This is a genomic window from Acidisoma silvae, from assembly GCF_020618775.1.
Lineage (GTDB): Bacteria > Pseudomonadota > Alphaproteobacteria > Acetobacterales > Acetobacteraceae > Acidisoma > Acidisoma silvae.
This window is the reverse complement of sequence record NZ_JAESVB010000017.1, coordinates 24,596-37,972: the sequence shown is the minus strand read 5'-3', so window position 1 is coordinate 37,972 and position 13,377 is coordinate 24,596. Positions and strand designations below refer to the sequence as shown.

At 59.2% G+C, this 13,377-nt stretch carries 13 protein-coding genes; all 13 read right to left on the bottom strand.

Going from position 1 to position 13,377, the window contains the following annotated elements; genetic code table 11:
* Positions 1–1,506: a sugar ABC transporter ATP-binding protein gene (locus ASILVAE211_RS21450; RefSeq protein WP_227323416.1), complete on the bottom strand. Its 1,506-nt coding sequence runs from the start codon at positions 1,504–1,506 to the stop codon at positions 1–3.
* A gap of 8 nt (positions 1,507–1,514) precedes the next feature.
* Positions 1,515–2,534, bottom strand: a complete 1,020-nt coding sequence (locus tag ASILVAE211_RS21445; RefSeq protein ID WP_227323415.1) for an ABC transporter permease — start codon at positions 2,532–2,534, stop codon at positions 1,515–1,517.
* 32 nt (positions 2,535–2,566) lie between these two features.
* A complete protein-coding gene (locus ASILVAE211_RS21440) occupies positions 2,567–3,658 on the bottom strand; it encodes a sugar ABC transporter substrate-binding protein (protein WP_227323414.1) in 1,092 nt (363 codons plus the stop codon).
* Between the two features lie 255 nt (positions 3,659–3,913).
* Positions 3,914–4,924 carry an aldo/keto reductase gene (locus ASILVAE211_RS21435; RefSeq protein ID WP_227323413.1) on the bottom strand — a complete coding sequence of 337 codons (1,011 nt, stop codon included), beginning with the start codon at positions 4,922–4,924 and terminating at the stop codon, positions 3,914–3,916.
* A complete protein-coding gene (locus ASILVAE211_RS21430; RefSeq protein ID WP_227323412.1) occupies positions 4,921–5,784 on the bottom strand; it encodes an amidohydrolase family protein in 864 nt (287 codons plus the stop codon). Before ASILVAE211_RS21430 ends, ASILVAE211_RS21435 begins: the two co-directional genes overlap by 4 nt.
* A gap of 5 nt (positions 5,785–5,789) precedes the next feature.
* Positions 5,790–6,776: an aldo/keto reductase gene (locus ASILVAE211_RS21425; RefSeq protein ID WP_227323411.1), complete on the bottom strand. Its 987-nt coding sequence runs from the start codon at positions 6,774–6,776 to the stop codon at positions 5,790–5,792.
* 46 nt (positions 6,777–6,822) lie between these two features.
* The gene (locus tag ASILVAE211_RS21420) at positions 6,823–7,551 is read right to left on the bottom strand and encodes an ABC transporter ATP-binding protein (protein WP_227323410.1); all 729 of its coding nucleotides are present in this window, start codon (positions 7,549–7,551) and stop codon (positions 6,823–6,825) included.
* On the bottom strand, positions 7,548–8,267 hold the full coding sequence (locus ASILVAE211_RS21415) for an ABC transporter ATP-binding protein (protein WP_227323409.1): 720 nt from the start codon (positions 8,265–8,267) through the stop codon (positions 7,548–7,550). The genes ASILVAE211_RS21420 and ASILVAE211_RS21415 overlap by 4 nt, the downstream gene beginning before the upstream one ends.
* Positions 8,264–9,334: a branched-chain amino acid ABC transporter permease gene (locus ASILVAE211_RS21410; protein WP_227323408.1), complete on the bottom strand. Its 1,071-nt coding sequence runs from the start codon at positions 9,332–9,334 to the stop codon at positions 8,264–8,266. The genes ASILVAE211_RS21415 and ASILVAE211_RS21410 overlap by 4 nt, the downstream gene beginning before the upstream one ends.
* A complete protein-coding gene (locus ASILVAE211_RS21405; RefSeq protein ID WP_227323407.1) occupies positions 9,331–10,200 on the bottom strand; it encodes a branched-chain amino acid ABC transporter permease in 870 nt (289 codons plus the stop codon). Before ASILVAE211_RS21405 ends, ASILVAE211_RS21410 begins: the two co-directional genes overlap by 4 nt.
* Before the next feature lie 77 nt (positions 10,201–10,277).
* Positions 10,278–11,516, bottom strand: a complete 1,239-nt coding sequence (locus ASILVAE211_RS21400; RefSeq protein ID WP_227323406.1) for an ABC transporter substrate-binding protein — start codon at positions 11,514–11,516, stop codon at positions 10,278–10,280.
* Between the two features lie 70 nt (positions 11,517–11,586).
* The gene (locus ASILVAE211_RS21395; protein WP_227323405.1) at positions 11,587–12,411 is read right to left on the bottom strand and encodes an NAD-dependent epimerase/dehydratase family protein; all 825 of its coding nucleotides are present in this window, start codon (positions 12,409–12,411) and stop codon (positions 11,587–11,589) included.
* 24 nt (positions 12,412–12,435) lie between these two features.
* Positions 12,436–13,359 carry a 5-dehydro-4-deoxyglucarate dehydratase gene (gene kdgD, locus ASILVAE211_RS21390; protein ID WP_227323404.1) on the bottom strand — a complete coding sequence of 308 codons (924 nt, stop codon included), beginning with the start codon at positions 13,357–13,359 and terminating at the stop codon, positions 12,436–12,438.
* Positions 13,360–13,377: the final 18 nt, after the last annotated feature.

The following is a 13,377-nucleotide window of genomic DNA, read 5'->3' as shown; positions in this document are numbered from 1 at the left end:
TCAAACCATTTGTTCCAGCAGCGCCACCTGACTCGGCTTGGCGCCCGCTGGCGCGTCGAATCTGCCGGTGATCGAACCATCCCGCATGACCAGGATGGTGTGACAGAGCCCGATGGTTTCTTCGAGCGTGTCGGACGTCAGAATGATGCTGGCGCCATCCTCCGATAGCGCACGGATCAAGTCGTAGACCTCGCCTTTGGCGCCGACATCCAAGCCCCGCGTCGGGTGATCGAGTATCAGGATGCGTGATTTCGCCGTCATCCATCGGGCAAGCACGATTTTTTGCTGATTGCCGCCACTGAGGTTGCGGCAGACCTGATTGGCATTGGGCGTCCGGATATGCAGCCGCTCTATCCAATCCTTCGCGATCGCCCGCTCCCGCGTCCGATCAATGATATTGCGGCTCATGGCGACATCCAGATTGGCAAGCGTCATGTTGACAGCGACCGATAGGTCCATCACGAGCCCCTCCAGTCGGCGCTCCCGCGGGATATAGCCGATACCGGCCGCCACGGCCTCGGTTGGCGAACGCAGCACAAGATCGCGGCCATTGACCGTCAAAGTTCCCGCAGTCTGGGGCAGAAAACCGAACAGTGTTCGCATGAGTTCTTCGCGACCGGACCCGATAACGCCAGCAACGCCCAGCACCTCACCACGCCGCAGCGCAAAATCCACGCCCTGGAAGACGCCGCGCACCGTCAAACCGCGCGCTTCCAGCGCCGGTTCTCCCTCCTGTGGCAAGCCCTGCCGATCCTCTCTGTAGTACCCGGCATGCAGTTCCTGCCCCACCATCATCTCGTGCAATTCGGACACGGTGACCGCATCTGCTGGCCGTTCGGCCACCACCGCGCCGTCTTTCATCACATAGACGCGATCGCTGATCTGCAGCACCTCGTCCAATCGGTGCGAGACGAAGATGAAACTCGCCCGAGACTTCAGAGACCGCATGCGGTCGAACAGAATCCCGATGTCACGCGTTTCCAAGACGGATGTCGGTTCATCGAGAAATATGGTCAGCGGCGCCGTCGTCCGCTCTTCAAGCGCCAGAGCCTTGGCAAGTTCCACCATCTGCCGTGCAGCGAATGTGAGTTCGCCCACTTGCGTGCGGGGATCGACATCAAGCCCCACACGACTGAGGTGAGCCCGTGCGGCAGCGTTCATACGCCGCTTCTGAAGCAAGCCCATCCGCGTGAACTCACCCTCCTGTGTGAGATGGAGGTTTTCGGCGACGGTCATGTTGAGAAGCAGCGACTGCTCCTGAAAGACCATCGCTATTCCGCAGGCTTTGGCGTGGCGGCTGTCCCGCAATGTGACGGCTGTGCCGTTGACCCGAATGACACCCTGGTCCGGCTGCACCGTCCCCGCCAGAATACGCATGAGGGTGGACTTGCCGGCCCCGTTTTCACCGATCAACCCTACGACCTCATGCGGCCTCACGTCGATCGAGACATCCCGCAACGCTTGCACGGGACCATAACGTTTGCTGATGTGTTCGACCGTTAACATCGCTGGCCTTACTTGATCACGAGTTGAGCGCCGCGACGGACAGACAGCGCGACGGCCGCGATAATCATCAGCCCTTGCACCGTCTCATGCACATAGGGCGAGATACCCAGCAGCACCATGCCATTAGCCAGTACCACAACCGTCAGCGTGCCGACCAGGGAATTGACCACACTGCCGTAACCGCCGGTCAACGCGGTGCCCCCAACGACGACCGCTGTGATGGTCATGAACAGCCGCCCGTCGGCGATGGTTGTATTGGCCTGACCAAGTTGCGCGCTCGCAAGCAGGGAGGCGATGCCGGTGAAAAAACCCGCCAGCGTGAAGGCCAGAATGCGCGTCCGGGCGACGGGAACGCCAGAGAGTTTCGCGATGTCCTCTCCGCCGCCGATGGCAAAAACGTATCGACCAAAGCGTGTACATCGTTCAATCAACAGCGCCAGCAGAAAAGCCGCGATCGCGATCCAGACGGCCATTGGCACGTCCAGGATGCGTGTAAATGCAATGCCGCGTATATGGGGGTCGAGCACCCGAACCGCGGTCCCGCCTAGAATGACGGTGCCGATGCCAAGTCCGACGAACCACAGGCCGAGAGTTGCCATGAAGGACGGAATGCGCAGTCCGACATGCACAAGGCCATTAAGCAGTCCCAACGCCGTGCAAGCCAACAAAGCCAATAGCGGACCCCACCAGCCGAAATGATGGCTGTTCGCGTCATTCGTGCAAAGCAGCGCCACGATCATGGCGCCCACGCAGAGCACGCCTTCGATCGAGAGATCAATGCTGCCCATAATGATGATAAACGTAGCGCCCATCGATAGAATGAGGGGAATCGCGGCCTGATTGGCGACACCCCAGATAAGATTGCGAAGACTGAAGAACGATGGATTGAGCAGGCCCAGCAGCAGGCAAAGCGCCCCGAGCACGAGAAGCGGCGCAAAGCGCCCCAGACGTTTCTTTAAGAAGGAGGAACGAGCGGATGCGCGCGCCTCTGTCCCTGCAATCTCCTTGGTTGTTTCAACCACAGACACCCTGGCGTCCATCACGCTCTCGCCGGCCTATCTCAGCTATAGGTAATCGGACTTGCCACGCGATCCCACAAATTGGTCCAATCGATCTGCGGATGGGTGTCGACCTGCGTCTTGATGTAAGCATCGACATTAGCGCTCGTGATCTTGACGGTCGAAGCATTGAATTCACGATGTAGTTTCGGCTCCTTCGACGGATCAAACTTGCCCTGCGCCGCTTCGAGCCCCATCGATAGGCCGATGCCACCCTGCCAATAGGGATCGGAGGACACCGTGCAGGCAAATTCACCGGCTTTCACCGCCTCGACCGCTGCTTTGATCCCATCGATACCGACAACCGGAATCTGCCCGGCCAGGCCCTGAGACCGCAGGGCTTCCAGCGCGCCGGTGCCCATGTCGTCATTCGCGGCCCAGATGCCTTTGATCTTCGGGCCGAAGCGTGTCAGCCAGGAACTCGTGATATCGAAAGCCTTTTGAGACTGCCATTCACCCGTCTGCCAGTCCAGCAGCGTGATTTTTGGATTTTTTTTCAGCGCCGCCAACATGCCGCGACGCCTGTCTATGGATGCGGAGTCAGAGATGATGCCGCCGATCGCGACAAAACCGCCTGTGCCCCCCATCGCCTTGAAAAGTTCCTCGGCGATATAGGCACCGCTGCTCGTGCCATCGAATTCGATGTGGGAAATATAGTGCGGATTGAAGTCCCAGGGATGCAGGTCCGCGGGCTTGTTCCACCATGTCACCACAAAGACCCCCGCCTTGGCACAGGCTTCCACAATCGGCCGGGCGTCAGGCGTATTATTGGGGTCGACGTTCAGCACCATATGGCCATTCGTCTTGGCGATCATGGCATTGATGTCGGAAATGCCTTTCTCGGAATTGCCTTCGGTCACAAGCGTCACGTGCTCAAGACCCATCTGCTTCGCGAAAGCATCCGCACCCACCTTCCATACGGCATGATAGGGATTGGATAGCGAACGGATTGAGGTTACCAGCAGCGGCGGAGAATCCGCGCGCGCAAGCCGCGGTATGCCCATCGTCAGTACGCCGGCGCCCAAAGCAGCACTTCCAGCCAAAAACCGCCGACGATCGACCGCGGCCCGAAACAGTGTGTGATCATACGCCATTCTGCGCATCCCCCGAAGACGACCTTTTGGTCGTTCTTATATTTGGTCGGATCTTATTGCCTTACATCGCTGCCCGACGGCAGCGAACTTGTAGGGCAACCCTTCGACTGAACAAGTCTAGCCATTGCTTGGAACTTGGGCAAGCCTGACCAATCGGTCGGTGTCTTAAAACGTCAAATGTCAGACGGAACCTCTGTAGATCGGCGCTCTCCGCGTGAACAAAATAAGGATTGCACAAAGTCACACAGCCATTCGTTAACCGAGCGGTTCGACCGCCACGGGCGCGTCCGGCGGTAGGCAGGACTGAGATTTGAGTTCCGCCCAAAGCTCAGCTGGAATGTCCATCTTGCTCCAGCGCGAGTTTTCCATGGCCTGATCAGGCTGATCCATTCCAACAAGGATCGCGGAAATACTCGGATGTGCCGTCGGAAATTGCAATGCGACAGCTTGAACCGGCACGTGGTGCTTTGCGCAAATGGCTCTGATCGTCCCAACCCGGTCGGCAATCTCGCTCGATGCCGGCTTATAGTCATAGGTTGCCTTTTGGCTGCCCTCGGCCGCCAGGATGCCGGAGTTAAAGACCCCACCGGCGACCACTTCGACGCCACGACGTTCGGCTTCTGGCAGGAAATCGATCATCGCCGCCTGATCCAGAAGGGTATAGCGGCCTGCAATCAAGGCCACATCAAACTCACCCGCGCGCAGAAACCGGGCGGCGACATCGCTTTCATTAATCCCGACCCCGATGGCACGAACATGGCCCGCAGCCCTGAGTTCGCTCAAAGCCCGATAGCATCCGTCCATCGCCTCTGCGAAGCGCCGCTCATACTGCTCACCATGCGTGAAGCGATCAACGTCATGGATATAAAGAATATCGACATCGGAGAAGCCAAGCCGGCTGGCGGACTGCTCAAAAGCGCGCATGGTGCCGTCATAGCTATAGTCGAAGACCGGACGCAGATGCAGCGGACGTGCCCAGCTTCCATAATCCAGCGGCTTGCCGAGCGGAGGCGTCAGATAACGACCGACCTTGGTCGAGAGGGTAAAACTGTCTCTCGGCACAGTGCGCAGAAAGCGGCCGAGGCGTAGTTCGCTCAAGCCGTAGCCGTAAAACGGTGCCGTATCGAAATAGCGCAACCCGCTATCATAGGCGGCGATCAAAATGTCTTCCGCCTGCCTTTCTGACACGTCCCGATACAGCGTGCCGAGACCGCTGCCGCCCAGGCCCAGGCGGGATTTGAAGCCGATGCGGGATCCGGCCGTCATGCACCGAACTCCGGCAACCGATAGACTTCGACGGCGGAACGGCCGAATATCTGTGCGCACTCATCCTCGGTCCGGGCCTCCAGACAGATCAGAAGCGCCTCCCGCATCCGCTCGTAACTTCCCGCGACCAGGCAGACCGGCCAATCACTCCCGAACAGGCACCGATCCGCGCCGAAAATGGACAGCACTTCATCGACATAGGGTTTGAGGTGCGATGCCTGCCAGCTTGGCCAATCGGCCTCCGTAATCATGCCGGAAAGCTTGCACCAGACATGGCCGCGATGCGGTGTGAATTGGCGCATCCTCTCCCGCCAGGGTTCCATCACGGCCCCCGCGATCTCGGGTTTGGCGATATGGTCCAGCACGAAGCGCAGCTGCGGAAAGTCCGCGACGGTCTTCAGCATTGCCGGCAGGTGATGCGTTTTGCCGACGAGGTCATAGACCAGTCCGGCCTCCGCGACCTTGCCCAGGCCCCGGCGAACATCATCCCGCAGCAGCCAATCGGGGTCGGGCTCCTCATGCAGCAGATGGCGGATACCGACCAGCCAGCGCCCGTGCGGACTGGCCGTGAGCGTCGACAGAACCTTATCAACGGCGGGATCTGTGAGATCTACCCACGCGACAACACCGGCGACAAAAGGCGTTGCCGCAGCGATCGCCAGATATTCCCAGCTTTCCGCAAGACTATGCCAGGTCTGCACCAGTACTGTGCCATCAATACCGGAGGCTTCGAGCGACGGCGCCAGATCGGCCGGCACGAACGACCGGCGGATCGGCTGGAACGGACCGCTCAACCAGCCGTAGTCACCGCGATCAGGGTCCCAGAAATGCTGATGCGCGTCGATGACCGGAGCTTTCATGCGCATCACCAGCGGGCATGAACGTATGGACGAATATCCTCGTCATAGATCGCCTTCAGCGTGTCCATATCCTGATCCGACAGCGCGGGCAGTGCTGAGGCGGCGGCGTTCGATTGCGCCTGTTCGGGATTGCGCGCGCCGGGAATAACCACCGACACAGCGTCGAACATCAAAATCCAGCGCAAGGCCAGGCGCGCCATCGTCGTGTCTCCGGCGACGAGAGGGCGGATTTTCGCGACGGCCGCAAGCCCGACCTCATAGGGCACGCCCGAGAAGGTTTCGCCCACGTCGAAGGCTTCCCCCTTCCGGTTGAATTTCCGATGGTCAGTGTCTTCGAATTGCGAGTCGGCCGTAAACTTGCCGGACAAAAGTCCACTTGCCAGCGGCACCCGCGCCACGATGGCAACATCGTGCTTCTTTACCTGATCAAACAGCAAGTCGATCGGGCGGCGGCGGAAAATGTTGAAGATGATCTGGATGCTGACGACGCCCGGATAATCCAGCGTTTTCAGCGCTTCCTCCACCCGCTCAACGCTTACGCCATAGTCGCGGATCTTGCCCGCGGCCTTAATCTCTTCCAACGTGTCGAAGACCTCTGGCTGATAATAAAGATCGGTCGGCGGACAATGCAGCTGCACGAGGTCGAGCGTATCGACGTCGAGGTTCTTTCGGCTGCGGTCGATCCAAGCCAAAATATTAGCCCGGCTGTACCCCTCGACCGTCTGCTGCGCCAGCCTGCGGCCCGCCTTTGTGGCAATATAGGGACGATCCCCACCCCTCTCCTTCAACACGCCGGCAATCAACCGTTCTGAGTGGCCGTCACCATAGACATCAGCGGTGTCGATGAAGGTGACACCTGAATCGAGCGCCGCATGAAGGGCTTTGCGCGACGCCCCATCATCGACATCGCCCCAGCTCGCACCAATGGCCCAAGCGCCAAAGCCGACCTCGCTAATGGTTCTGCCGGTCTTGCCGAAGGTTCTGGTTTTCATGTCATCTCTCACATTTCAAAAAACGTATAATCGACGCGCCTGTTGCTCATGCGACTTTTTGTGCAGCACCAAGATAAAGATCACGCATCATCTGATCGTCGCGTAAGTTCTCTATAGGGCCGGACGCGACAAATCGGCCATGATGCAGCAAATAGCCTCGTGCGGCGACACTCATGGCCAGCCCAGCATTTTGCTCCACCAGCAGTACGGCCGCGTTGAACGTTGCCTTCACATCCAAAATGACGCCCCGCAGATCCTTGACCAGTTTCGGCGACAGACCGAGCGATGGTTCATCCAACAAAAGAATGCGGGGCCGCGCCATAAGGCCACGCGCGATGGCCAGCATCTGTTGCTGCCCGCCGCTCAACTCTCCGCCTTTTTGCTGGCGCTTCTGCGCAAGAATTTCGAAATACGCCTCCATACGGCGAAGGTCCGCCTCCACCTTGTCGCGGTCGCGGCGGCCATAGGCGCCGAGGCGCAGATTTTCCTGGACCGTCATATCCACGAAAATACGCCGCCCTTCCGGCACCATCACGATGCCACGGCTTACCGCCCGGTCGGCAGGCAGATTGGTGACATCTTCACCATCGAAGCTAATACGTCCGGCGCGCGGCTTTAAAAGGCCGGAAATGGCGCGCAGCAAGGTCGATTTGCCGGCGCCGTTCGGACCAAGCACGGTCACAATCTCAGCCGCGTCCACCGTGATTGAAACATCCCGGTTGACGGTGACAGGGCCATAGCCGGTGCGCAGGTTTTCGACGGTCAGGAGGTTCATGCGTCCTCTCCCAAATAGACTTCAAGGACCTTGCGATCCTGCAACACGTCCGCCGGCGTGCCATCTGCGATCTTGGTGCCGAAATTGAGCACGATGAAGCGGCTGCAAACGGCGCCCATCAGCGCCATGTCATGATCGATCAGGCAGACGCCCATGCCCATGCCGGGGAATTGCAGGATCAGATCCCGCAGCGCCAGCGCTTCATGGTCGTTCAGGCCCGCCCCAGGTTCATCCAGCAGCAGCATCCGGGGCTGGGCGGCCAGCGCCACCGCAATACCCAACCGACGCAGATTGCCGAAGGACAAGGACCCGGCAATCTCGTCACCGCGCCCGTCCAACCCGACGAAGCCCAGAAGGCTCTCAGGCGATGTCCAACGGCGCGGCGCCGCGCGATCGCAGCCATGCTCAAACCCGATTGAGACATTGTCGAGCACCGAGATGCCCGGAAAGGACATTGCCTGTTGGTAGGTTCGAACCAGGCCTGTAGCCGCGATGCGATAAGCCGGCCAGCCTGTAATATCCCGCCCGTCCCAAATCACTTGGCCGGCGGTCGGCTTGTGGACGCCCATAATCGTATTGAACAGCGTGGTCTTGCCTGACCCGTTCGGACCGATCACGCCGGTAATGCCGTCGCCGTCGATCGCTATGTCGATCCCATTGAGCGCCTGCACGCCGCCGAAGCGCTTCGCGAGGCCGCGAATTTCGAGTTGCGTCATGACAGGCCTCTACCCTTCTCCAGCCGGTGGCGAGTTTTGGTGCCTCTGCGGTAGAGCGACAGCAGGCCGCCGCTGACCCCGCCCGGCAGCAGCAAAATTACCAGCAACAGGCCGACGCCATAGGCGATGCGGCTGTCGATGGGGTCCAGGCCACCCAGTTCCGGCAGGAAGTTGACGATGATCGAGCCGATGAGAGGCCCGTAGAGCGGGCGCGCACCGCCCAGCATGATCATGAGAGCGAGGTAGAGGCTCGGGAAAGCACCATAGAGTTCCGGTGAGATATGTCGCAGGTAGTAAGTCTGCAGGATGCCGCCCAATCCTGCGAAAGCGCCGGAAATTGCAAAGACGCCGATCTTATGCAGATTGGTATTGATACCGACCGCGCGGGCCAGCGGCTCATTCTCGCGGATGGACCACAGCGTGCGGCCATAGGGCGAATGCACGATTGCGAAGGTCACCGCGATTGAGATCGTCAGCGCGGCGAGGCAAAGAAAATACATATTGTCGAGCTTGGCGAAGCGGATGCCGAAGACCCCAGGGATCGGCCCGACATCAAGGCCTGTAGCAGCCCCTGTAAAGGTTCCGCCATTCGTCAAGGCAATCACCAGAAGCGCGCAAAAGCAGAAGGTGATGATAATATAATGCTGTCCGCCGACGCGCAGCGACGGCAGCCCGACCACCGCCGCCGCCAGCGCCGACAGCAGCATCGCCAAAGGCAAGGATTCCCAAAAGCCCAGGCCGAGCTGATTGGCGAGAATAGCCGCCGTATAGCCCCCTACACCCATGATGCCCGCATGTCCGACAGACATGATGCCGGCCTGGCCGAATTGGAGAGAGAGGCCGTAAAGCGCAATCGCCGTGAAGATCGTCGAGACCGCGAGTGACAGGAACCGGTATCCCGGGTCGAAGAAGGGAAAAGCAATCAACCCGGCCAGAATGAGAATGCCCAGACACCATTCCTCGCGCGTCGGCTCCTTGATGCCGCGCATATAGCGCGGCTTTGCTTCCGGCAAGGACACGCGGGCAGTCACCGGCTGTGTCGGGCTCTGCATGTTGTGATTGGTCATGTGGCGCGCGGCCCCATTGTGCCGCCCAGCAATCCCTGTGGACGCAGGATCAGAATGACGATCATAACGATCAGAGAATAGGCGTCCGTCCATTGCGGAAAGCCGTATTGTGCGGCCAAAGCATCGACCAGACCCAGGATCAGACCACCGACGACGGCCCCCCCGACATTGCCAAGCCCGCCGATGAGGGAGACCGCGAAGCCACGAATGATGATGACACTGCCCGTGAACGGCGTAATGGGGAAAAGCGCGATCATCAGCGCGCCGCCCAGCCCGGCGAGCACGCTGCCATAGACGAAAACACCGGTGACATAGCGTTTCACTGGAATGCCCATCAGGGCGGCCGTATCTTGATCCGCGACGCTTGCGCGGAGCGCCACGCCGTAGCGGCTGCGAGAGATGCCGAAATAGGTGACCGCGACGACGACCGCCGTGATCGCCACCACGATGGCCCGCATGGCGATGATATCCACCCCGCCGACGGTCCAAACCGCCGTGACGGGCGGGGTGATGCTTTTCTGCACTTCGTTCAACGTGCGGATTACGACATTTTGCAAAATCACGCTCAGTCCGATGGACATGATGAAACCGTTCATCGGTCGCGTCAGCGTGAATCGAAACAACGTGCGCTCAGCCGTGAGCCCCAGCAGACCCACGGCCAGCATGGCGACGACCATGGCCACGAAGAAATTCACGCCGGCCATGACCAAAGCCCAGGTGATCATTCCGCCCACCATCAGGAACTCGCCCTGAGCAAAGTTGACGATGCCAGCGAGTCCGAAAATCAGCGTAATGCCCATGCCGATCAGGATGGTGACGCTCGCGACCGAGAGGCTGTTAATAAGTTGCTGAAGGAAGATTTCCATAGGTGGCGAAATCCGTTGTTAGTGTCACGGCCATGCGCTGCCCGTACCTTGCCGGTCCGGGCAGCGGTCAGACCCAATCAGCCGCCCGGATCACCGGCCGGCGGTGCGGCCGGCGGCTGCTCGGTCGTGCAGGTAAAATCGTCGGAGGTATTGGGTTTCACGACACAAACCTCGGTCGCGAAGGTGACCTGATGATTGCTGTTGAAGGTCAGCGGCACGGGAGAGACGACCCCCTGATAGCTCATCTTCAGCAGGTTGTTCACAACCGCATCAGGATCATCGACCTTTCCGGCCTCCGCCAGAGCTTTGGCATACATAAAGAAATAATCGTAATACAAAAGAGAAACGGAGGATTGTGGACCTTTCGAGGCACCCGATCCGAAGTATTTAGCGAAATATTGGTCCACATCCGGCCGTTTTGGGCCGCCCCAGCATTCAGGCACGCAGCTCATGGTCACCGGCACGGATGCCGTCAAATGCCGCTGCTCATAAATGCCCGGGTCGACGCCGAACAGGAAATAGGCCGGTGCAACATGAATTTGCTCGGCCTGCGGAAAAGCGGTGAGCGTTGAATCGCCATTGTACCAAAAATGCACGATATCGGGATGCATGCCTTTGATACGCGTCAGGATCGGCAGGAAATCCGTCGTATCCGGTGGATATTTAACCAGATCAACCTGCTGGCCGTCACCCTCCAAAGCCTTCACGTAGTGGGAGGACAGATATTGCCCGGTAGCGTCATTGCCCACGAGCACGACGGAGTGCACGGGTTTCGTCTTCATCAGCGGCGTCAGCAGCGCCAATACACCGCGCGCCGTGCTGCCACTGCGCTGCCATTCCTGTGGCTCCGTCTGGAAGGCATAATGCAACCAGCCGTCGGGTGCGACAGATGTCGTATTGAGGGCGCTGCCCAGAGAACTATTGCCGGAGAATTGCAGGACCTTCGCAGGACCGGTGATTTTGGCCATAGCGATCGAGAAGTCATGGGTCTCGGTCCCCCAGATGGCGCTAACGCCGATATCGTTGACCAGTTCTTGCGCGGCCGCGATGGTAACGTTCACATCCGTTCGATTGTCGCGGATATAAAGCTTTATCTTGTACGTTTTGTCACCGACCTTGATGCCACCGTCATCATTGATCTTGGCAGCGGCAAGCTTCGCGGCGGCAGCGATCGTATTGCCGGCCGATACAAAAGATCCGGATTCAGCTGCGACGACCCCGATTTTGAGCTCTTGGTCCTCCGCCTTCGCCTTCCCCGCCGTCAGCGCGGCCAGGCCCATCATGGCCAGGCCCACGCCCATATGTGCTAGTTTCATGTTAACATCGTCCCTTTGGTTCCCGACCTTTGGCTTCTTCTTATTGTCAGTCTCAGGCTCGCTGTTTCCGTCAGAACAAATCTTTCGGTGGAAGACCCTCCCGTGTGTAATCAACCGTTACGAAGCGGCCGCCCTGCAACCCTTCTGCAATGGCGTCATGCGTCACGACCGCGTCTAAGCGCTCGATATAGCCGTCGGAACTATCCTCGGGCTGCCAGCCGATGCGGGCGCGCCCATCGTCCCGCCAAAAACTCCGGCTATTATTGGATGCGCCCCATATGACGGTAAACGCCAAGCGCTCCGCTTCCGCGCTGCATCGTACAAGAGCGATGAAATCGTCATAGGAAAGCCAGGTCGACAAAAAGCGCCGATCGGTTGGCTCGGAAAGTGTGGAGCCGATCCGAACGATCAAGCTTTCAACCTCGTGCTTCTCCCAATACATCCGTGCAAGCATTTCGCCGTAGGCTTTAGATAGGCCGTAATACCCATCCGGCCTCAGCACACAATCCTGATCGAGCTTGTCACCGCGTTCATAAAGCCCGACAACATGGACTGATGATGGGAACACAACCCGCGCGCGGTGATACCGAGCGGCTTCGTAGATATGAAAAGAACCGCGATAATTGGGGCCAATGATATCCTCGAAAGACTGCTCCGTTGATATCCCGCCAAAATGGAGGATGAGATCACATCCAGCAGCCGCATCCTGCACGGCGCGCTTATCCTCCAGATCAACCGTGAGGAAGGTCGCACCATCTGGCAAAGGCCCCTCGAATGGTTTGATATCGGTCAGGCGCATATGCCAGCCGCAGGCAGCCAGGCGGCGTGCCAACACACCACCCAAATGCCCGGCCGCTCCGGTTAACAAGGCCGTTGGCCGACGCTCAAACGACATGCACATTCCCCGCGACCTGTGAGGCTAGCCGACCGGCATGCCGCATTGTTCCATCAGCTGCCTCAAGGATCTCTCCTCTTGTACCGTCAGATCAAGCAAAGGGGTCCGCACTGCGCCGCATTGGCTGCCCCCAATGCGAACGCCGGCCTTGACGATGGAGACCGCATAACCCGCACGCCGGTTGCGGATAGCCAGGTACGGGAGAAAGAAACGCCGCATCTGCTCATCGACGATGCTGTGTTCGCCAGCGCGCCATGCCTCAAAAAAGGCAAGTGCTGCTTCCGGTGCGAAATTGTAGATGGCTGAGGAGTAAGTCGAAATGCCCGCGTTCGGTGTGGCACTGGCATAGACTTCCGCCGTTGGCATGCCACCGATAAAAATGAAGCGATCTTCGAGACGATAGCGAAGATTAACGAGCATCTCCGTCGTGCCCACGCCGTCTTTGACGCCGATCAGATTAGGGCAGCGCTCTGCGACCGCCAGAAGCGTCTCGGCGGAATAGACGGCGTTGTCACGATTATAGGCGATGACGCCAATCCCCACGCCCCGGCAAACGGCTTCCAGATGCCGGCGCAGCCCTTCCTGTTCGGAATTGACGAGATAAGGCGGCAGCACCAGAATTCCGTCGGCACCTGCCGCTTCAGCGGCCTTAGCCATATCGACCGCCATGGCTGTGCCGTAGCCGACGCCGGCCAATAACGGCATGCGCTCAGGCACTTCCTCAGCCGCCGCACGCACGACGCGCTTATACTCATCGGCTGTGAGGGAGAAGAATTCACCGGTTCCGCCAGCCGCGAACAAGGCTACCGCTCCCGAAACACCCTGGCGCGCAACATGATCGCGATAGCCGGCCTCGTTAAATGCACCTGACTCGTCGAAATAGGTCACCGGAAACGACAGGAGCCCGCTTGTCACGCATGTTGCCAACTCGGTCGGAGAAAAGGTCACAGATCCGAACTCCATGTG

Coding starts and splice junctions, on each gene's coding strand:
- ASILVAE211_RS21450 (WP_227323416.1), bottom strand. CDS start 1,506: ATGTTAACGGTCGAACACATCAGCAAACGTTATGGTCCCGTGCAAGCG.
- ASILVAE211_RS21440 (WP_227323414.1), bottom strand. CDS start 3,658: ATGGCGTATGATCACACACTGTTTCGGGCCGCGGTCGATCGTCGGCGG.
- ASILVAE211_RS21435 (WP_227323413.1), bottom strand. CDS start 4,924: ATGACGGCCGGATCCCGCATCGGCTTCAAATCCCGCCTGGGCCTGGGC.
- ASILVAE211_RS21430 (WP_227323412.1), bottom strand. CDS start 5,784: ATGAAAGCTCCGGTCATCGACGCGCATCAGCATTTCTGGGACCCTGAT.
- ASILVAE211_RS21425 (WP_227323411.1), bottom strand. CDS start 6,776: ATGAAAACCAGAACCTTCGGCAAGACCGGCAGAACCATTAGCGAGGTC.
- ASILVAE211_RS21420 (WP_227323410.1), bottom strand. CDS start 7,551: ATGAACCTCCTGACCGTCGAAAACCTGCGCACCGGCTATGGCCCTGTC.
- ASILVAE211_RS21415 (WP_227323409.1), bottom strand. CDS start 8,267: ATGACGCAACTCGAAATTCGCGGCCTCGCGAAGCGCTTCGGCGGCGTG.
- ASILVAE211_RS21410 (WP_227323408.1), bottom strand. CDS start 9,334: ATGACCAATCACAACATGCAGAGCCCGACACAGCCGGTGACTGCCCGC.
- ASILVAE211_RS21405 (WP_227323407.1), bottom strand. CDS start 10,200: ATGGAAATCTTCCTTCAGCAACTTATTAACAGCCTCTCGGTCGCGAGC.
- ASILVAE211_RS21400 (WP_227323406.1), bottom strand. CDS start 11,516: ATGAAACTAGCACATATGGGCGTGGGCCTGGCCATGATGGGCCTGGCC.
- ASILVAE211_RS21395 (WP_227323405.1), bottom strand. CDS start 12,411: ATGTCGTTTGAGCGTCGGCCAACGGCCTTGTTAACCGGAGCGGCCGGG.